We start from the raw sequence: 22,418 nt of genomic DNA, 5'->3' as shown, positions 1-22,418 counted from the left end.
CTTGGCCTCCTATTTATATACCTTCTCAATTATATATTTAATACCGTTTGCATCGAGCATGTCTAACAAAGGTTTAGTTGCTCCTACTTTCCCCGTAATGCCACTCTTATAAAAATGCCAAACTGCTCCCTTAATTTTTCTCGTCTGAATAAGCTCTATATCTTTTTGAATCTGTTTTTTTGCAAATGAAGTCAGTGATGTGTATCCGACTTTACTTTCATGAGCTATCCCATCCTTCATGACATCGATATATCGTCTTCCTAGTGACGTGCTAAAAAATACTTGCGTTTGATTGGAGGCAAGTGATTTTGCTAAATACTGTTCACCAGCCTTTCCTCCTTCAAAGCCTAGTTCAATTGCTGTTTGTTTAGTAAATAAACGTGAGACTCTTGATACAAGCGATTTACCTATGGAGGTTCCACCTTTAATAATGAAACCATCTACACCGGCACTAATTATGGTATCCATAATAAACTCAGAAGTATAATCTTCTCTTGCATTTGCATCAGCACGAATTAATTCATTATACGACACTATATCTTTGGAGTTATTCGGATCGACATAATATCTTTCTTCATCTAATCGAGCATTCGCCCATTGAGAGTTACCTTTTGATCCGTGTTCCATAACATGCATAAGATAATTGTAATAATTTTGACTAAATACATGGTCTTGTCCACTTGGATCAGTAAATATTAGCGGGTTATTTGTTACATAGGTATACAAATTTAAACTTAATGGTTTTTCTGTTTCTCCTTCATATAGATCCTCATTAATAAACCTTCCACTATCAGGATCATACCATCTAGCGCGCAGGTATTGTAATTCCGTTGTATCATCCCATAATTCGCCAGAGTAACGGAATGGATTGTGAACTTTCTCTTCCTTGACCTCTTCATTGCCCCAGATATCATATTGATATTGATTCAGCAAGGCTCCAGATGAATCTCTGATTTCAATAATATCTCCGTGACCATTATAGACGGGATAGGCTTCTGTTTGATCCGCATAGGCTATAGCCTCTAATTTCAGACCGCGAATATAATTGGCTTTTAAAACAGGTTTTCCATTTTCAATCGTAGCCTCTGCTATGATTTGGGCACTGTTTCCATCGTAGTAGTATCGGGTATGAGCGCCATCCTGTATACGGTCTGTCAGCAATCCATCCCCGTTGTATCGGTACTCTACGAGTTTTCCGTCAACCTTGACTTGAGTCAAACGGTTCTGATCGTCAAAGCTGTTCTCACGTTGCTTAGTGTGAGGAGGTCTCTCCGTTTCCATCGTAAGACGATTCCCTCTGGCATCATACGAATAAGCATCCTGATTTTCGGTGGAGGTAGCAATCCGATTCAGCTTATCGTAAGTAAAGGTATCCTCTACACCATTTTGAGTACGTTTCGTAATATTCTTACCTGGATCGTAGCTATATTGAAAGCTGTTCGTTTCCGCATCAGATCGTGTGTGCTTTAATTCAACTAACTCAATCCCATTATATTTGTTTTGCTGGCGATAACCATTTGCAGATACTGTTGAATCCAGCAATCCATTTTTGGTATAGGAATATTCCGAAACAGGCTTATCTTTTATATTGCCTACAGTTTTCAATCTGTTCAATTGATCATACGTGTAGTTTACTTGCTCGCCAAATGGTCCTGTCATTTCAGCTCGATTCCCATTAGCATCATACTGATTGGAGAGCTTTAGACCATCCGGGTAAGACAAGGTATCTAATTGCTCCGTATACGGATCATATGCATAGGATGTTGTACCCGTCTGATCTGTCATGCTTAGGCGTTTGCCCGCAGCATCATATACGTAGCTGACCGTCTCATCTTTTCCTATACGCGACTTCAAGCGATTACGGCTATCGTATTCAAATGAAGTGACGTTCCCGTTGCGATCTGTTTTCTTGGATAAGTTCCCATTGGTATCAAAATAACGCTTCTCTACCTGGTTTTTCTCATCCTTGGTTTGAATCACTCTACCCAATTCATCATACGCCTTCACCTTGGCATGACCATCCGGATATGTGATCTGAGTGAGATTGCCCAGCATATCGTAAGTGTACTTCGTCGTTTCACCGTTGGGCTCCGTCACAGATGTTTGGTCACCCAAGGCATTATATGAAAATTGAGTCTCATTACCATTGGCATCGGTTTGTTTTAAAATCTGGTCGTTGACAGCATCATACTCTATCTTGGAAGTTATTTTCTCGTTACCGTCCATTGCTGATTTTTCTTTATTTTGCACCAGACGGTTCCATTTATCGTAGATTTGAATTTGTTCATTAAGCTCACCATCTCGCTGAGTTACTTGACGTAGAGCATCATCATACTTAACTCCTGCTTCTGAACCGTCCGCATAGGCTGTCGAGGTTGTACGGCTCCAAGCGTCATAGCCATATCGTGTCAGATGCCCAAGTGCATCTTCACTGGACACTAATCTTCCGTTAGCGTCATAAGCTGATTTGGACTTAATTACGTAATCGTTACCTTCATACAGCCCCGACTCGATATTCCAGCCTAAAGCATTGTAACGTGTTTTTGTTCGTATCCCCAGCTCATTCGTAACCGTTACGGTGTTCTCGAGATCATCGTAGGCTACATGGATACTTTTACCGTCCGGATAAGTTACAGCCTTTACGCGGTCAAGAGCATCGTATTGATACTCAGTTTTCTGACCTTTCCCATCCAGCGAGGAAGTGATTAAACCAGTTGACTTATCATAATCTGACTGAATGGTTACCGTAGATTTTTCTCCATCAATATTTGTAACCTCCACACTTTGTTTCGTTGGAAAAGCATGATCGTAGCCACCGCTGTATTCCGTTGTTGTAGTCACGGACTTATTACCATTCGCAATCGTCTGAACGGTTGTATTTCCGTAAGCATCAATACCCGAATAATTTACTTTTTGTAGTAATTCTCCCCCGGAATGATCCTTGGCGACGACGACCTGTGTTACTTTCCCTTGTGGGTTTCGAGTGTACTCTGTAACTCCAGTGCTGTTAGAATCAATCGGTTCTGTAATGGTTTTAATCCTATGCTTGTCGTCATACGTATACGCAGTTTGTGAACCTTTTTCATCCACTGAGCTTGTCATATTACCGTAATCATCATATTCAGCAGCAGTTGTCAAAACGTCTCCATTTTGATTATTGCTGGACGAGGTACGCGTTGGAACAGGTACGGTATAGGCTTTGCCTGTCACCTGCTTACCGTATTGATAAGCTGTGCTCTTTTCAGAATCTCCTGCTTTAACCACAGATTGATCCAGGTAATACTGTGGTGGCGTGTCTGCACTAATAAACTTTTTAGTATAATTGAAGGTCGAACGAACTAATCCATTGTCTGTTACAGTAGAGAACGAAGTATCTTTCACGTAGCTCTCACCCATATCAGAATTATAATGAATCGTTTCCTGATTATAGTTTTCCGTTTGATTATTTTGATATGTGATTTGATCTACACGTGAGACCGCTCGATATGCCTCGTTTACCGAATTGGAGCCAATATAGCGTTTTACTGGCTGGTCTTCGTAAGTATACAAAGTAGAGGCTCCAGTAGGATGAAATACTTTGGTTAACAAAGCGTACGGATTAGAGATTTGTCTTTCTGGATGTGACGCACTCAAATTAAACTTGGCAGGTGCCAATGTATAGGAATATGTCGTTTTTCTGCCTTCGGCATCTGTAACTGAATCCAGTAATTCAACACCTTGTTCTGTATGTTTATGATAGACAACTGTGCGGTTTCCTTTAGACAAAGTAACGTCTGAAGCCGTATATTGAATATCAATCGAGTTGCCGATCGCGTCTTCTACCTTACTAAGCAATTTGCGTTTATAAGTAGCATTGAGTTCATAATTGAACTTTATCGTGTTATGGTATGCATCTTCAATTTGCAGCAACTGCCCATCTTTGGAGAAATATTGTTTTTTCGTTCCATCCACAGAAGTTAATGCATATGATGAATTTTCTCCATTAACTGTTACTGAAGTATCAGGAGTGAAGCTCAGTCCCTTCCAGTCGTAACCTTTGAGCTGGTCACCCTCAATTTCATAGCTGCCACCATCCCCCAAGTGTATGTACTGCTTGCCCTCTTTGGTTTCTACATAAGGTAAATTCCAGGACCACCCCTTGCCAAGAGGATTCAATTGATCTTCTAAGGCAGGATAGGTACGGTTTTGAAAGATAAATGAAGGTTGATAGGCTACAATCTCGGCAAAAACGGTAGCATCCGCATCTGCTGCAATATAATATTTATTCCCATCGTCACTCGGAATTTCAGTCTGAGGATTGCTGTTAATTAAATCCCTGTAATGTTCAGCCTCAGCAATAGTTGTAAATAGTGCTGTCTGTCGGCGAACAGCCGTTTCGAGACCCTCTGAGACAATCGTTTCAATTTGCGGCGATCCTTCCATGGTAAAGGCCGTTCTTGTCCTTCCACCTTTTCCATTACTTGTCCACTCGCTATAACCAATATCGCTAGTATAACCGGGCTTGGTAACAGTTCCGCTATAATCTTGCCTCCATTCTCGGGTATCAGCAGTTCCCTGATTGAACACTGTTCCTGAATAATACGCCGTTCCTGATTCGGTACACATTACTCTACCAGGAGCGTAACTGGGGCATCTTGGATAAACCAGCATAGATGATAAACTTAAATCCCCTACATATGAATCCCTGTCATAATGCATTTTAGAGTCTCCACATGCCGGGCTACCTGGAAAGTATCGCGAAGCGTTACCAGCACTATCATAGTAGAATGTATTCATAACGCTGCATTGTTCCCAGAATATATTTTTAGAACTAGGACCTGTATAAGATCCCTTGATGACTCTGGCTTGACCATCTTTGTTTAAGGTTCCCGTAAATCCATCTTTGCTGTACTTTATTGAATCAGGAAAAGCCTTCTCCCATTTTCCCGTTTGAGAGTCCTTTTCTACTCTGGACTCTGGAGCTGTAGTATAGGTTATTTTTTGTCCCGCTGCTTGACTAGCAGCTTCATAAGTTGTGTATGTGCCTATAACTTTGGTTTCCGGCTGAAGATTATAGGTATTCACATCAACATTCCCATCACCGTCTGTGTCCTCTTGCACCCATCTTTTTTGCTGATAGGCTACCTTGTACGACTTGGTAACAGGTTTCATCATCGCCTTAAAGTAGACATAATAATTTTGCACAGCAGCACTGTTGTCAACAATTTCAGCGCCTTTGTCAAAAAATTGAGCACGATTTGTATCATATTGACGCGTCAAAGAAAAGCCCAGTCCGTTTCGTCCAGGCAGAGTTAAATCTGTGTTTTGCAGCGATAAGCTACCTGATAAAGTGGATATTGATTCTTTATCGTCGCCAACAGAATAAGGTGCTTCATTAAAGGAAGATTTATTGTAAACGGGCGCTTCCTCTCTAATAGGTGGAAGCTGTGGCACATTCGCCATGAGATTTAGTTTCAGGAAATCCGTCTTATATACATCTTCAGTGACTTTGTTCGTAGGAACAGAATCATCAGTTGGATAAACATCATCTGTAACACTATGAGAAATCAGGTTATCTAGTGGAGCATCCGATAGCTTATTATATACGTCACTTGTTACAGTCTGTGATTGGTTTTCCTCTGAAGGAAATAACGAAGCTACTGCCTGATCGTAGCTTATATGATCCTGTTCAGCCATATATAACGCTGTATAAATTTGATTTAATGAATAACCTTTCTTTAACTGTTCCGAAAGAAAAGATGATGTGACTCCAAATCGGGCAGCCATTTGATCCGCCGAATATTGCGAATTGTCCTTCCCTGCACCGAATACATTTGGAGGAACAAGGCCGCTAATTGTGCCAAAAATAAATGTAATAATCATGATTATCGCTATATGACGTCTTACTGTTCTAAATCGCAAGTTCTTCTCTCCATTCCCGACTTTAAATTAAATTACTTATCATTTATTTGGAGCTGCTCACTTTTATAATCTTTATCAGGTTACCATTAGAGTCATATTGATATTGGAAAACAACCTGACCCTCCTGTTCGATATGCTCAAGCCTTCCATTAGCGTCATAAATATATTTATACTTTCTGGATAAGCCGCTTTTAGCACTATTGCTAAATTCCGAATAGTTACCAGCCGCATCCTTGGCTTTTACTGCAAACCTGTAAATTTTCTGAGGCTCTAGCTGGTTTACTTGAAAGGTTAATTCCTTGGTATTGCCTATCATTTGACCATCACGATAAACATCGTAGCCAACGACTCCAACATCATCTGTAGATGCTTCCCAGGTTAAAACAATGCTGTTCGGCGTAGGTCTGGAGCCTACTAATTTCTTAGGTTTGGAAGGACTTGTTATATCCTTAGGCAAATCATCAATAGCTGGTATATGATCTAATCGGTCGTTAAGCTGTTGTTTGTCTGCATCATTGAGATTTATTACTAGAGCTCGGGCCATATTAATCTCAGTTTGTAATTTTGAAGCTTCCGCTTTTTCAACTGCGTGCGTAGCTATCGCCAATTGCTCAGTATAGGCAGCTTTTGTATCAATGATTTTTTGTATTGCTACTACTCTTTCAACAAGCTTGCCCTTGTCCTGATCACGAAGTTTGTTTATTAACTCTATAGCTGTATTTACATCCGTCTGTAATTGGGTTGTCTCTGCTTGTGCCACCGCTGCTTCAGCTTTGGCCAATTGTTCTATATATTTGGTATCCAAAACTTTTACAACAAAATTCTGCGATACAGACTTACCTAACGGGTCTGTAGCTGTTATGGTTATCGTCGATTCTCCCGAACTTTGGGGCTGCAAATTCAGTAGTGAGGTATTCCCCCTTGAGTCCTTGACCAATTGGTGGATGACTACGACTGAGTTGGAATTTGTACCCGAATATTGAAGCTGCTGCTGGTCAGGGTCTGTAAAATATTCGGATAAATCTTTATTTGAGGCTCCCTCATCCATTTCAATCGTGGTAGCTGGAATGCCCTTAATCGTTACTGGCGTTCTATTAATCAAATTTATTACCGATTCCGTAACTTGCGACACATTTCCGGCACTATCTGTTGCGCGTGCCTGTATTCGCGTTCCATATTCATTGACATCAATGGGAGAGTTATACACCTTCCATTCGCTTTGATTGACACGGTATTCCCTTCTCGCTGCATCAGTAGGATAGTTGATTGTCACTCTGATATTATTTGCTACTTCATTCGGAGGGCTATTACTAAATGACGGTGGGGCAGGTGGTGTTTTATCAATGTTGCTAATCACCAATGAATTCTCAGTGCTGAGGTTTCCGTATTTATCTGTATAACGAGCAAAAATAGTAGTGTTTTCAGACACCTGAAATGGATTACTATATGGAGTCCACGGACCGTTCACACCGATTTTGTACTCGCTTTTAGAATTAGCAGGTACACTATCCAATTGGATAAGAACATTTTGATTCGTCATCCCTGTAATATTGGAACTTATGTGTGGACTGGCTGGAGTGGTTAAGACAATTCCTGAGTATGTAAAACTTCCCGAGGATTTGGCTCCATTATTCTCATTAATGTAAAAGTAATAGACTGTTATGGCGTTATTGGAAGATGCAGAAGCACTGTAAAGTTTAGCTGATAATGCGGCCCCAAGATCCTTAAAATAGATGACGACATTGTTGCGAGTCAGGCTTATGTAATAAGAATTCGCCTGTACATGTACAATCGAACCATCCGATAACGTTACAGTTTCATGTGTAGACGATGGTTCTGAAGGCGTTGGCTTTTCTTCAGGAGGCCCAATTGATCCTCCTCTGTCTGGTGGTGGATACAGATCTGGTATTCCACCCGTAAATGCTGCTGACACTACTGTTTGAGGAAACACAGCTACGCTCCACGGAGATAAAAAAACAAATAAGCAAAGCATGATTAAAAAGAATTGTTTAGCATTCTTTCCTTTCCCTCGCTGCCTCATTTCGTTTAAAAAAAATTGCATTTTTAAAATCATCCTCCTGCATATAGTGATAATGGCTAGTTAGAAGAATACTAAAATTAAAAATAATTTATAATTCAATCATATTTCGCCCTCTTTCAGAAAAATGTATTTTGATTTACATATGATAACAATGTCGTATTAAATTTGTATATAGCGAAGATTGTCGAAATAAAGAAAAATATATAAATATTTTTAAATTGCCATAAATTATGTTTAAAACAATAACATCCTTTTTTAAACATTATATGAATTTGAATATCCAGTATACTTTAAGAATCATCCCACTTATTGATTTAAAATAAACAAAATGTTATATTGTCTATAAAATAATCATCATTTAATTGAGGTGTTTGCTAAAATGGATCATTCCGAACTATTCTGGAATGCTGGTATCGAAGAACTGAAGCGTGGATATATTCGTCAAGGAGAGCAGGTCATTTGCCTGTTGGACGGACAGCCATATGAGCAAGGCATTATATATCAGGATCAAGGGGTATTTTATGACGCCGAGAGGTACATGCGCCTTCATATTGAGCGGACGTACGGTTCGGTCTTTGACTATTTGATCGGTCTGGACAAAAAGCTGACTGGACTGACGGATCATCAGAATCGGTTGCTTCAGTTATTTTATCAAGGCATGGGCGATGCGGATATTCAAAAGGAAACTGGAATCGGTAGCGCATCCACCATACGTAATCATCGCTTTGGTCTCAAAGAAAAAGAACGGCAGGCCAAGGTATTTCTCACATTAATGGAGCTGCTAAAGGAGAAGGACCGCCACGCTCCCGCCATTGTAGAAGTACCCATAGGAGCACGGATGGTGGACGAACGCTACAACATTACGGAAAACGAGCGGCAAAAGGTACTCACGAAGTATTTTCCGAATGGTACGGACGGACGCCTGAAAACCTTTAAAATGCAAGAAAAGCACAAGCTGATTGTGCTGCGTGAAATTGCGGACCGTTTTGTAAAGGGACAAATATATCTTGAGAAAGATATCAATGCGATTTTACAGGAAGTATATGACGATTATGTCACGGTGCGAAGATATATGATTGAATACAATCTATTGGATCGTAAGCCGGATGGCAGTGAATATTGGTTGAAGGAATCTTGAATCTCAACGTTTATGAAATCAGCAATTTGCATAATTCGATTCCCAACGCTCGTAGGTACAATATATAGACGAACTAAATCGTTTCGATCTATACATTGCTGATTTGAAAATGCTCTTGGGATTTATGCAAAATGCTCAAATAGGAGGATTCGACAATGAATCGAAGAAAAGAATTGGTGCAGCAGTACATGGAGATGAAGACAGAGGCAGGAATCTATTGCATTCGAAATACACGTAATGGGAAAATTTTCGTCTCTTCCACGCTGAATTTAAAGTCGCTGAATGGACGGCGTTTTGAGCTGAACATGGGTGGATTTAAGAATAAACAACTACAACAGGAATGGAATGAGTATGGCGAAGATTCGTTTGAATTTGAAGTGCTGGACGTTTTGAAGAAAAAGGACTCAGCGTTCTTTGATGTCAAAGATGCACTAGCAAAGCTGGAGCAGACCTGGCTTGATCGACTCCAGCCTTACGGGGACAAAGGGTATTTGTAAACTTACCGATCCACGGGATGCTCTTCCCGAAGGTATCCAAAAATAACAGCGTCGACAAATTGACCTTTTTCATAAAAATAGTCTCTCAGGTGACCCTCTTTAGTAAAGCCACTTTTGAGTAGCAGCCGTTTGGAGCCTTCGTTATCTGGATCAATGAAGGCTTCTATACGGTGAACCTGCGGCAAATGAAAGCCATAATCCACGACCACCTTCATCGCCTCCGTCATCAGACCTTGCCGCCAATATTCCGGTGCCAGCTCATAGCCGATTTCAATACGGGAGTGCTTCTTCTGCCAGTTATGAAATCCAATTGTACCCACGATCCGCTCAGGAGCTTTTTTTAACGTAATCCCCCAACGAAAGCCCTCTTGCTTCTCATATCTGGTTAGCATCGAACGAATAAATTTTTCGGCTTGCTCTACCTCTGTAAAGCTTTCCAAGTCATAATATTGTGTGACCTCATCCTTGGAGAAATAGCCGAACACATCCTCCGCATCCCCTACTGTAAGCTGTCTTAAACGAAGCCTATCGGTTTCTAAAATCGGAAACGTTTCCATTGACATTATCCATCTCCTTCACATCGAAGAACCTATCTTATCAGCCACCAGCCAATCCCAACCATCACTCCATTTATGAAGAATAATACAATACATGCTCTCCACTTGTTGCTTTCACTTGTTTGAAAAAAAACAGTCACTTTACTACGACACATGAACAACGTAAACAACAAATTCCAAATAATACGCATACCATATTTTACGTAGTATAGAGCAGGGTTTAGCTGTACACCGCCCAACGTTGGAGGGACATCCGGAATAAACAGAATTGCACACGTATAACGCATGGTCTCATATGTAAAATAAAATACTGCCAGCCACCAAGCCCACTTCTTACCAAATAACATGCCGACACCGGCAGTCGTCCCTGCCAAACCGAGTAACGCGATAAACCCTTGAAACATGCCCCTACAAATGCCTACTAACGTAGAAGCCTCATTTAATGCATTAAGCGTCAATAGCTGGGTCACCAACAGAAGTGCTCCATTAAAGATCAATAAAATGGCTGAAATGCTTACACCTAAAGGTCGTTCGAAAACCACGTTCGTTACATAATCTTCTACTTCTTTTTTCGTATACAGATCTGACACTTCTTCTACTCTCCTAACCCAAATTATATACATCCATTTTCGGGCGGGTATAATAACAGTATGTTCTCGCCTCATTCCCATATATCGGCTTTTAGGAAAATATGGTTTAATCTTTCCTGAAAATTCCGTTATCCGTAGGCTAATCATTATTATTCATGGCAGCCATGCTGCTAATGATCATCCTCTAATGGTGTCAAATTAGCGTCATGAGAATCTCTATCATTAACAGAATCCCAAATAGAGTAATATCTATCCTTATACTACCATTCCAAGAATGAATCTGACAAATGAATAGACTACTACTCGCGCTTATGAATGTATACGCGTTATTTTCGTGGCCCTGTAACCTTCAGATGACTGGATATACTCTACTTGATAACCCCTTCGGGCATCCAAAAGCTCTTCCATAAACGGAAGGCACGGACTGTAAATAAAACTCCCTCCTGGCCGAATGGCTCTAAGCAATTCCATATATTTGCGAGCATATTCATGAATATTACCATCTGCCTTCAGATGATGATGTATAAAATGATTGGAGAATGCCATATGTGAAATGATCGTCCCCCATGCACGTTCTCCAAAGGTGATCTCTAACCAATCTCCTTGAGTGACACAACCTTCTGTTTCAGCCAACCGATCTGTTCCGTAAGCCTCAATTCCACAGGCACGTAAATAAGTAACTAACCGTGCCTCAGATCCGCAACCCACGTCTAGAACAGGCTCTTGCAAACGAGCAATGTCCAATCCCAGTAGATTGGCTTGCAACTCTGGCGTATACTCCTCACAAGGTATCCAAAAGGTATACTCACACTCTGCATACTTAGCAAACATTTCACGTCCATTGGTACGAGTTAAAAAATCTCTCAAATGCCCGTAATGCTGCTGGAGCAGCAAGTCCAGGGTTGCTCTATCTATGAATTTCTTCTGGAACAACTTTTCAATCCGGGTGAAAAGTCGATCATACAGCTCCGTAAGCTCCCTCGCATGATCTGTGTGAAAATGTAGATACTGATTGGTAATTACAAACTGGGACAGTATTTTAGCCGCTACATCCGTCACAAAAGCATTATACGTATGCTGGCGCTTCAAGCTTTGAAGCATGAGGATCAGTTCCGAGCTTCTCTGCGTCAGCCAGTACGTCATTTCCGTTGAAGGTCCTAACAGAACAGAACCCTCGCGCATATAAAATAAACTCCGATGCTGATTGTACAGGAGTTGATCGTTAATAAGATTATGAAGTTGAGCGACTGTCATTCTCGCTTCCTCCTTAAGATCCAGAACATTAAAGCCCTACCCAAGCCTAAGCAATGCTATCTTTGGGTAGGGCCAGCTTATTTTCTAAGTATACCATGACTATGGAAATAATGTTTTATTGCGAATCTTCCGCCTGTACATAAGAGGATAAAGGAATATTCAACTCACGTATTCCCTGAGCTACCAGCCGAGCTATTTGCTCCGCACCGTATTCCTGAAAATGTGTATCATCCTTCACTCCATCAGGAAATGCAGGATACACCCCTGGCTCCACATGTAAAAATAACGGGAGTGTTCCTTCCAGGCCAAGTGTATCATAGTACGCTACACTCAAGCGGCTAAGATCGACCAGTGCAACATTTGTCTCCGATGCTGTTTCCTTCATGGCCTGCACATATTCCGGGAAACTAATTCGAAACGAGACACTTGCCGCATCATAATCCCGGCGGCCAACAGGAGTAATTAGCACAGGTGTTGCACCGCGTTGGATGGCTCCTTGGATGTAGGTTTTTAAGTAAACTTTGTAATCCGCGGGTGAAACATAACGCTCTTGGTTGTTGATCGCGGCATCATTATGCCCAAACTGTATGAGCAGATAATCTCCTGGACGGATATTGCGTAAAATATCATCTAACCGCCCTTGTACCAGAAAGGTTTTCGTGCTTCGTCCACCAATAGAACGGTTCACAAAAATAGGCTCATCTGTGAAGAACGGAGCAATCTTTTGCCCCCAGCCCGCCTGAGGCTTCATCGCGGATTTATAGGTTTGAACCGTAGAATCTCCCGCAAGGTATACCGAAGGGTGTTCTCCAGCCGTTCGAGCATCCTTTGGAGTAATAACCAAAGCGTTAATCTTCGCTTCATTACCTGAGAAATACAATTCGAGCTGACCATCGATGAGTGCAAGTTCAAATCCAGCCTCGACAAATTGTCCTGCTGTTTTGGCAGTAGGTTCTACCTTGACGATGGACTCGGCTTTAACCGTAATGTCTGTGTTTCCGGCAGTATCTCCGGCAATTAGAGAAAGCGTGTAATCCGCAGGTGGTAAATTGACGACAAATGATGATCCTTGAACACGAACAAAATCTGAGCGTATAGCATCACTTCCACCACGATCCTCTTCATTCACTTTGGAAAGATCGGTAAATCCATAGCCTCGCTCAGGCGTGTAAACATCCTTGGCAGTGACTTGGGTGTAGCCGTCAGCTACGTTCCCAGGGCCAAAGTCAAATCGAAGAGGCACCGCAAGCTGTCTTTCGGCCAGTGCCTGCCCTGGGATAAGTATGGTTGCAAACAACAAGCTGAACCCTGCGCATAATCCAATCATCTTACCGAACAACCTGTGACGCTTTCCCTTTTGTTTCAAGCGCAACCCTCGCTTTTCAGGTTATTTGAGTGGTTTGTCATTGTCTCTACGTGTATTGCTCCCCGCCAGCTTTTGACAACCTTGATCCAGCGCCCAAGATACCACAATGCCAACCGTGTACCTGATCAGATCCGCGGTCAGGAACCCTTTCCCAAGCACCAAGCCGCCCAGCGTCGTTGCCCGAATGTGGTTAATCCAGGGAGCCTGGTACATCTGGCTGAACTCAATGGCGAAGCAAAACAGCAAGCTGCCCCACAGGGCTACAGACAATTGACGATTCACCCACAACATTCTCAGCCCAAAATAAATCATACACGCCCACAAGGCATCCCCAAAGTGATCAGCAACGAATTCAGGCAACCGGGAGGAGTAAACTCGGCTTCCCAAACCCAACAAAATCGTGACCAGCACAGCAATTAGGTACGCAGCGCGAGCCTTCCAGCGGAATTTCGCCTTTATTTCCCGATTGGCCTTCCTAATGACGCTCTTACGAACGCTCCTCATGCTAAATCACCTGTCCTAATGCTGGGACATCTCCGCCAAGCTGCTGGAAATTCGTAAAGCATACTCTCTTGGATAGCGCTTGCAAGATTGCTGAACCTTTTGCTGATGTCATATTGTATGCACACCAACTTGTCTGTATTTTTCATAATATAATTAATCATAATGAGCCTCCGTAATATCGTACAAACGTATCAGCAACTTCCAAACTGTTCGTGTGAGGATACTAAAATTCAATACCACGCACCTTGGCAAAAACCATTTGGTGTACCATGCTTCCCTCTTCATCATACTCGACGTTTCTTAAAATCCCCTCCAGTGTAAAACCTGCACGTTCCGCTACCTTGGCGCTGCGCGTGTTTCTGGAATCACAACGAATCTCCACCCGATTGGCATGCAAATGCTGTATGGCAAAATCCGTAATACCGTGCACCGCCTCTGTTATAATGCCTTTTCCGGTCCATGATGTTCTGAGCCAATACCCAATTTCAAATCTTCGTGCATCCCAATCAATACGATGCAGACCGCTGCTGGCTACAAATTCTCCCGAAACCGTATCAAATATATACAACATCATATCAGACCGATCCAGAAATTTAAGTCTGGCTTGGCGCGAACGGATTTCAGATTCCTCTGCCGTAGGAAGATTTCTTGCAAACGGAAGCCAAGGCCGCAGTTCATTCGCACTCTCTCTCATCGCCTCATTGACTGCCGCCCCATCCCCCCATTGCGGAGCGCGTATGGTCAATCGCTCCGTCTGGAATTGGTCAGGGAACGATAAGAGAATGGGATTCGGTTGCTGCTCCATACTCATGATGCACCCTCCTCCTTATTCGTTGAATAACTGCGACGATCCAGCCAACCTGTAATTTCACGCAAACTCCCAATCTGATAGTCCGGTACAATGCCTGTTTCCTGCCACGTCATAAAGCCTTCCAGCCAGATGGTATGCAATCCTGCACTTTGTGCACCACGAATATCATTTGTCGGGTGATCGCCTACATAACAGGCATGGCCGGGATCGACAATGTCCAGCTCATTCAGAGCCAACTCGAAAATTCGAGGATTAGGCTTCTGGATGTTGACGCCGCCCGATACGATAATAGAATCCACATAATCCCTCAGCATAACTCGGTCGATTTTCGCTTGCTGCGTGCGGAGTGAGCCGTTGGTAATAATACCCAGCTTCAAGCCACGCGACCGCAGTTCGGACAACACTTCCTTGGCCCCGTCCATCAACACCGTAAACTTATGAAATTCACCATACCAAAAGCCCAGCATCTCTTGTACTGACGTATCGGGATTTTTCAGTTCCAAGTCTGCATGCAGCTCGGTATACAGTTCCCTCTTATCCCGGTACCCGTCTTGATCCGCCAAACGTATCTGTTCAACAACAGCCGCGCGGCTCGCCGGTTCTTCTGCCACAATAAATCGTTCAATAAAGCGCTCTGTATATGCCGCAAACGCCTGTTTACGATGAATAAGAGTATTATCCAGATCAAAAATAATCGCTTCTATGGACATAAATAGCTCCCTTCCTTCATCTTCTTGCACCGATTAGGCTGAAACAAATTGAATAATTCCTATTAGAAATAAAAGAAAAAAAACAGACAAGAAAACGATGATCATGTACTTCAAGATTCTCTTGGAGGTCGACTTTTGTTCCAGTTTGATCTCGATCTGGGTCAACCTTTCTTTGATTTCTTCCAAATCCTGCTCCACCTTCACATCATGCTCCCCTTCCTTCGTTTCGACTTATTCATCTTCCTGACACTCACTCACACAAGTTGCTCCAAAAACGCACTTTTTTTACGGCATTAAAATCAATTTGTTCATAAGGCTTCTCCCCAAATTCCAGCTTGAAATACTCCTGCAAACATTCCCCATACACGATAATATCCGTTTGATACACTGAAAATACCGGATTTCCTTCTTCAGATGGCTGCTCTGGGATATATCGATGTCCGTTGATCGGGATTAGCTTGGGCACACGTAAAAACTCACGTTTACATATATCAACGGCTTCCGCCGAATCTGTCGGTTTTTCGCCCCATTCGGGAGGCCAGAATATATGCTGCTCTACATCAAAAATCATACCTTCCAGCGGCCAATTCAACCTTTGCCGAATTACCCCCATCCGCTGTGGTGACGTATCTCTCCAAGGAATAAAGCTTTTACCGATGGGAAGAACGCTCATCAGAAGCTCCCGCAAATCGGGTGGGAAGTGAATATCATACCTGCCTTCGACGTCGGTAACCTCCTGCATGGATAAGCCTGGAGCTAAGGTCACATCGTGTTTACGTAATAAATCTATGATATAAGCGATATCCATCTCTTATCGACTCCTCAGCAGCTAGCTAGTTGACCGGATTGGTCAAGAGGCCTACCAGGCTTGTAACTTCAACTTCACCAACACGGCGCGGGCCTTCCATAAAATATCCCCTTGTTCCTACCCGTATCCGGTGTCGGTGTACCTTTTCCCTCATTTCTCCAAACAAAACCCACATTCTCGCCTGTCCTTCCCGGTGAACCGGACGCTCGGTATCCATGATCAATTGACCATCTCCATCTTCAAACTCAGGATGTATGGCGTAAATCCCCGTCGTCGTGATATCATCGCTCTCATAGGCAAAATCGCAGCGGTACCCCTGAAAAGGCAGCTGTTTCCTGCCTCCTTCTTCCGGCGTGTAAAATCGATACTTTATTGTAAAATCGTGCGTATGCTGTCTGCTATTTTCATAGGGGTTCCACATTTCATATCATCCCCTTAGGTCTTTTCCAAAAATATGTACTTCTTTCTAGTGTAATTCAATAGGAAAAGAAATCCAAGACCTATCCGCAATACATTGCTGAATAAGCTTGGATTATATGAGAGTCCTTTATTATAATATATGACTTCTATACTTGCTGTCCGTTCACCTGAACATCTACGGCTACTTGCTGCCCCAACCAAGCCTGCATGCGATTCCACGAAAAAACCTGCTCCATGTGAAATACACCATATGGAAGTTCTGAACGGTACAGGGCGAGCGCTGCAAAGACGGTTGCCTTAGCGGTTAAATCAGATTGATGGTGCCCCCTCAGCCGACATTCGACCTTCGTCTCCTTGCCATTGAGCGTTCCTCGGGCATCTACCTTGACCGCTACAGCATTCCCTCCTAGATGTATCTTGCCAAAGCTGCGAACTACAGCATCACGCACAGTTTTCTGTCGGAGTAAACCTGATACTCCTATCGTTCGAAGCCCTGCCAGAAGCCGGGTGGTCAAGCGCGAATCGAAGCAAAGGCGTGTGCTAACCGTAGGAACTTTGAGCGTACGAGGAAGTGTCTGCTGATCCGAAAAAGGAAATCGATACGCCCGATGACGACCCACTCCTGCACCAAAGTCTGCTACTATTCCGTCGGTAAAGCTTTTTCGAGTCACAGGGCGTCCCTGTTCTATAACCTCCAAATCGGCATGAATCTGATCTACTGTCCACTCAATGGCAGCCTGACCGTGTTGATCTCCCAAGCCCAGCATCAAAGATATGTTCAACTCATCTGTCTGATCCATGAGCTGTGTCGCTTGCAATGCCAACAGATTGGTCAGTCCCGGAGCTAATCCTACACTTAACAGGGCTGTGGCCTGATAAGCTCGGGCCTCCTGATGACACTGCTCCACCTGACTCAAAAAGTCCGCATTCGCTGTAATATCCATGTAATGCACCCCATGTTGTAGACAGGCACGTACCAAGGTCGTATTATCCTGATCCAGACACATGATCACCATTTTGGCTTGCTCTAATATCGACGGGTCCAACGGCTCATGGATATTAAGCTGCAGGGGCTTTATCTTACCATTCGATTGTCTACTAAATTCAGTGGCACGCTCCAGGCTACGACCTGCGGCAAATACCTTGCCGGGAAACATTTCACTTAACTCCGTGCATATAATTTTTCCAACATGGCCATACCCGCCAATGATGATGATGTTATCCTTTGTCATAAGTCGTCTCTCCCTCTTTAACCGCAAACCATGCATTTACTAAAAAAGCGCCATAATACCGGGTGATGTGGGTAAAGCCTGCCTCTATCAACAGTTCCTGTATTGCCGCATTGGACACCGGGTTTGACTCACGACCGATGGAAGCAGCGAATCGTTCCCAATCCTCGAGTGAAATGCCCTGACTCAGCATATGACCTTTCCATGCCTGCATTTGGATGGAAAAAGAAGGCTCCTGCGGATTCCCATTAATAGAAGCTAGACAAAAAGGTGCACCCGGCTTGAGTCGAGCGGATATCTGGCGTAGCAATGCCTGTTTACTTTCCAAGCTCCGAAGAAAATGAAGCACCAGCAGGCAGGTAGCAGCGTCATAGACCGGTTCTCTGCATGACTCTTCGCCGTGCTTTTCGTGCTGTTCTTCAGGCTGTTCTCCAGACAACTCTTCCAACGTACCTGCAACAAACGATATTTTTGAACTGATGCCCGCATGTGTCACACGCTTACGTGCCAAATCCAGCATGTGCTCAGAGGGATCGACTGCCGTAAAGGACCATGCTTCATGGCGCCCTCCGAGTGTTATCAATTCCTGACCGCCTCCAGCACCGACAATTAGCACATTTGGATCTATATTTCTAGTATGAGCTTGTGCCTCAAGCTGTGCGGTTATCAGACAGTCTGTCATCTCATACAAATGAGCATATCCAGGTATTTTTAAAGCAATCGTATCCGCGTACTTATGCACATTCGGATGATTCCAGCTCATAGGTTGGTTTGAGTCCGTATTTCCAATAGGGGTATGTCTCATATGTGCTTTCCTCCAAACATTTAGCCTTGATCTTCTCAGACCATTCGTTTATTGTAGATTTTATTAAGAATCATTCTCAATTATAAAGACAATACGAATATCCACCATCCCATAAATGTGGGATTTAATAAGCGCGCTTGAGAATCTCCAGCTTTCACGATAGGAGTAAATGATGAACGCACACTACACGCAATTTGCACAGCTTAAGGACGCCCGACAGCAAATCATTGATCTGGGGGAAAAAGCACCCTCATCCCTAACGTACAAGCACACCCTAATCGACCGCTTGCGTACTCAGATTGCTTTCGATGCGGCGTGCTGCACCTCAGTAGATCCGCGTACGCTGCTTTCCACGGGGGCATTTACAGAGTCGGGTGTGGAGGACATTCATAACAAACTGCTGGAATACGAATATCTGCACGACGATATGATGAAATATGATCAGTTGGTGCGAGAAGGACAGTCTGTAGCGACGCTACATGGGTCTACACAAGGCCAACCGGATCGGAGCACACGATATAGAGATGTTTTGCAACCCGCCGGATTCGGGGATGAGCTGCGTGTTCCGTTTATGTACAAAGGGAGCTGTTGGGGATTTCTTACGTTGTTCCGTCATCATGGAAAGCCTGTATTCAGCGAGGAAGAGCAACAACTGCTTGAAGCATTAGCGCCGTCCATAGCCTACCATCTGCGTCAGGCCAGTGTCGGTTTATCTCCAGCCCCTGCCATGATCACGGAAAATGAACTTGAGCCAGGGATTCTAATGCTTTCCGATAAGCTAGAACCGATCTCGTCCAATACAGTAGCAGAGCAGTGGCTACAGCTGCTTCGGCAGCAGGAGGGAATCCATGAAGACAGCCTTCCGGCTCCTGTCCGGGCGGTATGCCTGCGAGCGCTATCCACTGCCACTGCACCAGCCCGACTATGTATCCCTTCCGCAGACGCAGGCACCCCATGGGTAACCATCAGAGCCACCCTTCTGCAAGGCGGACAGGAGCATACGGGTCAGAAGCAGCTAGCCGTATGGTTTGAGGCTGCTAAAGCAACTGACATGCTACCGCTTATGACCGAGGTGTACTCATGGTCCGAACGAGAGAGACAAATTGTCCAACTCATTGTTCAGGGCTTTTCGACCAAGGAGCTGGCTAGCGCACTTCATATTACTGCCTACACGGTGCAGGATCATCTGAAAGCGATTTTCTTGAAAACAGATGTAAGCAGCCGTCGTGAGCTAGTATGGAAGGTATATTCTAGATTCAATTAACCTATGTAAAGAAGACAGATGACCCGATTAGGGATCATCTGTCTTTGCATCACTGCTCTATTTGGACGCAAGAGCCTTATTTCTTCGAAGAGGAGTTCGTATCATCGTATGACACTGGTGAGGGCTTCGCAATCCATTCATCAGCCTCAGGCTCGATATCCACGCCATTTTCCAGCTTCGTTTTCTCCATCAAGGAATCTCCGTCCTCGTCCTTCTTGTTGCGGATTTTCGCTTCGTCTTGAGTGTGGTCGCTCATGTTGATTCCTCCTTTTTTAATTTCATCTGATGGTTGTACCTTACTCATAATTACCCATTGCCGTCCTGTACAAACCTCTACACGACCAGATGCCCTTTTTTCTCCGCCGGTCCAATGGTCGCCTCAATGCCAGCATTAAACTCCAGAAAGTCGCTCTCCACTCCATCGCTGAAAATAACTCCATTTTCCGGCATCTGCGATGCAATCCGTAGCGGTTTTTCGGCTGCTACCTGACCAAACACGAGATCCGCAGCAGTCGTTCGACTGGGGAATGGTTCTCTCACCGTAAAATAAAGCGATGGCGAACTCCAAGTTGCACGATGATCATGACTCATTCCGTCTGCTGCCTCTTCCTGAGTGAAGGCTACACCGGGCATCAGCTGGCCTGGAGTCAGCGAGATTGGATGCCGTGTAGCACTGCCGACAATTCCGGCCGCTCCAGCCAGCACACTGGTCAGCCAGCCTGTCGCTCCCAATCCGGTTGAAACGATAATGCCGCTGGATGATTGTTGTTCTACTTGATCCTCCAGCCTTAGCTCATATCTCGCGGAGACATGAGTTTTGCGCCCAATGAACAAATCATTTACAGCATACAAGGATTGGCCATCATTTAATTGGGCTTTAGCCAGCGTAACCTCCTTAATTGGCCGTCTGTGCACGAACACATCCGGCACCACCCAGCGCAGGTCGGATACAGTAAACGGCAGCAATACCCCGTCCCAGCGCAATGGATCTGGATTCACACCGATAAGTGGCTGCTCGGTCAAATATTTTAACGTGTTGGCTACCAGCCCATCCTGACCCAACACCACCACTGTATCCTGCTCACCAAAAATAAAGTTCGGCACATGCTCCCGCTCCACAATCTGAACACGACCCAAGGCTGTTAACTCCGACGTTGCCGTTGCCACCGCCCTGCGGTAATTTTCGTCCTCCAGCACATAATCACTGAAATCCGCACCCAACCGTTCCATAAAGAAGCGAGCCTGCTGCACCGTATTGTATCGGACAATCAGTTCCTCCAGTCGCGTTTTACGCTTCACCAAAATGATCTTCTGCTCTGTCATTCGGCTGCTCATCGTGTTCTTCCTCCAGACCCTCTCGATCCTGCTGATCCGCTAGCTCCCGTATCTGACATGAGACCTTGCAGCAGATCCGGCGTAATATTCAGCTGACCGATTTTGCCTGCATTTTCTGCAAGCTCCTGGAATGCAATCGCAATTAGCTTATCCGGGCTCATATCCATGTTGGCCATAGCTTGAAGTACGTTCGGCTCAACATCCTGCAACGATTTCATGACTGCTGTCAGCTCATAGGCCTTGGCATCGGCTTCCGCCTTTTTATTTGTTACAGTCAGCTCAATCAGCTCGCGTTTTTTCTCCTCCAAGGCTGTGTCAAATCGTAGCTGCTCCTCTTTCATCTCGCTTTGCTTTTGCTTCACAGAACGCTCGGCATCGAGTTGAGTTTCGCGGATTTGTTTCTTTTTCGTCTCTACTGCAATCTCAGTGTTCAGCTCGTTTTCCTTCACACGCCGCTCTTGCTCAATAGATGCATTACGACGCTCATACAAAGCATGATCCGCGTTGCGAAGAATCTCTTCTCTCGCTTGAGCCTCCAGCGCTCTCATCGTCTCCTTATTGGGTAGAATCGCCAAAATCGACAGTCCCATAACCTCAATGCCGAGCTTTTCCATTTCCGTATGCTGTGCAATATCCTTCGTCATATTTTGGGCCAGACGTTCACTGGACTGAACAGCTTCTTTGAGCGGGACACGCTCCAAATACTTTTTGGTAAGCACCTTGGCGATGTTAATCACCCGTTGGGCCAGCTTGCTCGGATCATCCGAAATGTAGCGTCGTTCCTTCAAGTCATACGTATAGTTTAAAATCTGCGTCGTTCTCCGATAATCCACAATTCGATAAGTTAGTTGCCCCTGCACCGTCACCGCCTGAAAATCATTCGTCATGTCCTCAAACATGAACGGCGCATCAATGGAAGAGACGGGCACGACAACAACCGAGGTGGTCGGGGCGTAGTAATAAAAAGATAATCCAACACCCTCCCGAACCACCTTCCCGTTTTTCACCTTCATCACATATTCACTGGGCTGAAATTTAACAAAATTAAATCCAAACATAGCCACTTCCTCACTTTCTTTATAGTTTATAATATTTTGTTATTATCATTTTGTTATTAACAATAAAATAACACACATTTTCGATAATATCAATATGACATTTATAAAAAAATAAAGGCCATTTCCCCTC

At 44.0% G+C, this 22,418-nt stretch carries 19 protein-coding genes; 3 read left to right on the top strand and 16 right to left on the bottom strand.

Annotation, left to right across the window (positions count from 1 at the left end; all coding sequences use genetic code 11):
* Positions 1–9: 9 nt before the first annotated feature.
* Both MKY24_RS07405 and MKY24_RS07400 read right to left on the bottom strand, forming a co-directional pair.
* Positions 10–5,862, bottom strand: a complete 5,853-nt coding sequence (locus MKY24_RS07405) for an RHS repeat-associated core domain-containing protein (protein ID WP_256026505.1) — start codon at positions 5,860–5,862, stop codon at positions 10–12.
* Positions 5,863–5,944: 82 nt separating this feature from the next.
* On the bottom strand, positions 5,945–7,975 hold the full coding sequence (locus MKY24_RS07400; protein ID WP_245240428.1) for a fibronectin type III domain-containing protein: 2,031 nt from the start codon (positions 7,973–7,975) through the stop codon (positions 5,945–5,947).
* Between the two features lie 346 nt (positions 7,976–8,321).
* Between MKY24_RS07400 and MKY24_RS07395 the strand changes: the two genes are divergently transcribed.
* Together MKY24_RS07395 and MKY24_RS07390 are read left to right on the top strand one after the other, a co-directional pair.
* On the top strand, positions 8,322–9,080 hold the full coding sequence (locus MKY24_RS07395; protein ID WP_339201671.1) for a DUF2087 domain-containing protein: 759 nt from the start codon (positions 8,322–8,324) through the stop codon (positions 9,078–9,080).
* A gap of 155 nt (positions 9,081–9,235) precedes the next feature.
* Positions 9,236–9,577: a GIY-YIG nuclease family protein gene (locus MKY24_RS07390; protein ID WP_053324945.1), complete on the top strand. Its 342-nt coding sequence runs from the start codon at positions 9,236–9,238 to the stop codon at positions 9,575–9,577.
* A 2-nt stretch (positions 9,578–9,579) separates the two neighbouring features.
* Here the strand turns inward: MKY24_RS07390 and MKY24_RS07385 are convergent, their stop codons facing one another.
* From MKY24_RS07385 to MKY24_RS07335, 11 genes are all read right to left on the bottom strand, one after another.
* Positions 9,580–10,140, bottom strand: a complete 561-nt coding sequence (locus MKY24_RS07385; protein ID WP_310167649.1) for a GNAT family N-acetyltransferase — start codon at positions 10,138–10,140, stop codon at positions 9,580–9,582.
* A gap of 26 nt (positions 10,141–10,166) precedes the next feature.
* Positions 10,167–10,724: a hypothetical protein gene (locus MKY24_RS07380; protein WP_023987734.1), complete on the bottom strand. Its 558-nt coding sequence runs from the start codon at positions 10,722–10,724 to the stop codon at positions 10,167–10,169.
* A 309-nt stretch (positions 10,725–11,033) separates the two neighbouring features.
* Positions 11,034–11,978, bottom strand: coding sequence for a class I SAM-dependent methyltransferase (locus MKY24_RS07375; protein ID WP_053324944.1), 945 nt, complete (start codon positions 11,976–11,978; stop codon positions 11,034–11,036).
* 115 nt (positions 11,979–12,093) lie between these two features.
* Positions 12,094–13,305: an SGNH/GDSL hydrolase family protein gene (locus MKY24_RS07370; protein WP_053324943.1), complete on the bottom strand. Its 1,212-nt coding sequence runs from the start codon at positions 13,303–13,305 to the stop codon at positions 12,094–12,096.
* Between the two features lie 60 nt (positions 13,306–13,365).
* Complete coding sequence (locus MKY24_RS07365; RefSeq protein ID WP_053324942.1) at positions 13,366–13,848, bottom strand: DUF2809 domain-containing protein; 483 nt, start codon at positions 13,846–13,848, stop codon at positions 13,366–13,368.
* Between the two features lie 223 nt (positions 13,849–14,071).
* The gene (locus MKY24_RS07360) at positions 14,072–14,659 is read right to left on the bottom strand and encodes a GNAT family N-acetyltransferase (protein WP_053324941.1); all 588 of its coding nucleotides are present in this window, start codon (positions 14,657–14,659) and stop codon (positions 14,072–14,074) included.
* Positions 14,656–15,369, bottom strand: coding sequence for an HAD family hydrolase (locus MKY24_RS07355; protein WP_013309351.1), 714 nt, complete (start codon positions 15,367–15,369; stop codon positions 14,656–14,658). Before MKY24_RS07355 ends, MKY24_RS07360 begins: the two co-directional genes overlap by 4 nt.
* A gap of 250 nt (positions 15,370–15,619) precedes the next feature.
* Complete coding sequence (locus MKY24_RS07350) at positions 15,620–16,177, bottom strand: hypothetical protein (protein ID WP_053324940.1); 558 nt, start codon at positions 16,175–16,177, stop codon at positions 15,620–15,622.
* Positions 16,178–16,202: 25 nt separating this feature from the next.
* Positions 16,203–16,598: a hypothetical protein gene (locus tag MKY24_RS07345; RefSeq protein WP_338533397.1), complete on the bottom strand. Its 396-nt coding sequence runs from the start codon at positions 16,596–16,598 to the stop codon at positions 16,203–16,205.
* Positions 16,599–16,743: 145 nt separating this feature from the next.
* Positions 16,744–17,829 carry a saccharopine dehydrogenase NADP-binding domain-containing protein gene (locus tag MKY24_RS07340; RefSeq protein WP_053324939.1) on the bottom strand — a complete coding sequence of 362 codons (1,086 nt, stop codon included), beginning with the start codon at positions 17,827–17,829 and terminating at the stop codon, positions 16,744–16,746.
* The gene (locus tag MKY24_RS07335) at positions 17,816–18,631 is read right to left on the bottom strand and encodes a class I SAM-dependent methyltransferase (protein ID WP_053324938.1); all 816 of its coding nucleotides are present in this window, start codon (positions 18,629–18,631) and stop codon (positions 17,816–17,818) included. The genes MKY24_RS07340 and MKY24_RS07335 overlap by 14 nt, the downstream gene beginning before the upstream one ends.
* 172 nt (positions 18,632–18,803) lie before the next feature.
* Between MKY24_RS07335 and MKY24_RS07330 the strand changes: the two genes are divergently transcribed.
* Complete coding sequence (locus MKY24_RS07330; RefSeq protein WP_053324937.1) at positions 18,804–19,895, top strand: LuxR C-terminal-related transcriptional regulator; 1,092 nt, start codon at positions 18,804–18,806, stop codon at positions 19,893–19,895.
* 76 nt (positions 19,896–19,971) lie between these two features.
* Here the strand turns inward: MKY24_RS07330 and MKY24_RS07325 are convergent, their stop codons facing one another.
* From MKY24_RS07325 to MKY24_RS07315, 3 genes are all read right to left on the bottom strand, one after another.
* Positions 19,972–20,151 (bottom strand): hypothetical protein, encoded by a 180-nt coding sequence (locus tag MKY24_RS07325; protein WP_013309345.1) that lies wholly within the window; start codon positions 20,149–20,151, stop codon positions 19,972–19,974.
* Positions 20,152–20,228: 77 nt separating this feature from the next.
* Positions 20,229–21,230, bottom strand: coding sequence for a sugar kinase (locus tag MKY24_RS07320; protein WP_053324936.1), 1,002 nt, complete (start codon positions 21,228–21,230; stop codon positions 20,229–20,231).
* On the bottom strand, positions 21,227–22,288 hold the full coding sequence (locus MKY24_RS07315) for an SPFH domain-containing protein (RefSeq protein ID WP_013309343.1): 1,062 nt from the start codon (positions 22,286–22,288) through the stop codon (positions 21,227–21,229). Before MKY24_RS07315 ends, MKY24_RS07320 begins: the two co-directional genes overlap by 4 nt.
* Positions 22,289–22,418 lie beyond the last annotated feature (130 nt).

Origin of the sequence: Paenibacillus sp. FSL P2-0322, assembly GCF_037975315.1 — a bacterium.
GTDB classification, from domain to species: Bacteria; Bacillota; Bacilli; order Paenibacillales; family Paenibacillaceae; genus Paenibacillus; species Paenibacillus polymyxa_B.
Note: the sequence above shows the minus strand (reverse complement) of the source record. Positions and strands in the feature narration are given on the sequence as shown.

Coding starts and splice junctions, on each gene's coding strand:
- MKY24_RS07345 (WP_338533397.1), bottom strand. CDS start 16,598: ATGTGGAACCCCTATGAAAATAGCAGACAGCATACGCACGATTTTACA.
- MKY24_RS07340 (WP_053324939.1), bottom strand. CDS start 17,829: ATGACAAAGGATAACATCATCATCATTGGCGGGTATGGCCATGTTGGA.
- MKY24_RS07325 (WP_013309345.1), bottom strand. CDS start 20,151: ATGAGCGACCACACTCAAGACGAAGCGAAAATCCGCAACAAGAAGGAC.
- MKY24_RS07370 (WP_053324943.1), bottom strand. CDS start 13,305: ATGATTGGATTATGCGCAGGGTTCAGCTTGTTGTTTGCAACCATACTT.
- MKY24_RS07390 (WP_053324945.1), top strand. CDS start 9,236: ATGAATCGAAGAAAAGAATTGGTGCAGCAGTACATGGAGATGAAGACA.
- MKY24_RS07360 (WP_053324941.1), bottom strand. CDS start 14,659: ATGAGTATGGAGCAGCAACCGAATCCCATTCTCTTATCGTTCCCTGAC.
- MKY24_RS07395 (WP_339201671.1), top strand. CDS start 8,322: ATGGATCATTCCGAACTATTCTGGAATGCTGGTATCGAAGAACTGAAG.
- MKY24_RS07355 (WP_013309351.1), bottom strand. CDS start 15,369: ATGTCCATAGAAGCGATTATTTTTGATCTGGATAATACTCTTATTCAT.
- MKY24_RS07405 (WP_256026505.1), bottom strand. CDS start 5,862: ATGATTATTACATTTATTTTTGGCACAATTAGCGGCCTTGTTCCTCCA.
- MKY24_RS07320 (WP_053324936.1), bottom strand. CDS start 21,230: ATGAGCAGCCGAATGACAGAGCAGAAGATCATTTTGGTGAAGCGTAAA.
- MKY24_RS07375 (WP_053324944.1), bottom strand. CDS start 11,978: ATGACAGTCGCTCAACTTCATAATCTTATTAACGATCAACTCCTGTAC.
- MKY24_RS07365 (WP_053324942.1), bottom strand. CDS start 13,848: ATGAGGAGCGTTCGTAAGAGCGTCATTAGGAAGGCCAATCGGGAAATA.
- MKY24_RS07315 (WP_013309343.1), bottom strand. CDS start 22,288: ATGTTTGGATTTAATTTTGTTAAATTTCAGCCCAGTGAATATGTGATG.
- MKY24_RS07400 (WP_245240428.1), bottom strand. CDS start 7,975: ATGATTTTAAAAATGCAATTTTTTTTAAACGAAATGAGGCAGCGAGGG.
- MKY24_RS07335 (WP_053324938.1), bottom strand. CDS start 18,631: ATGAGACATACCCCTATTGGAAATACGGACTCAAACCAACCTATGAGC.
- MKY24_RS07350 (WP_053324940.1), bottom strand. CDS start 16,177: ATGGATATCGCTTATATCATAGATTTATTACGTAAACACGATGTGACC.
- MKY24_RS07385 (WP_310167649.1), bottom strand. CDS start 10,140: ATGTCAATGGAAACGTTTCCGATTTTAGAAACCGATAGGCTTCGTTTA.
- MKY24_RS07330 (WP_053324937.1), top strand. CDS start 18,804: ATGAACGCACACTACACGCAATTTGCACAGCTTAAGGACGCCCGACAG.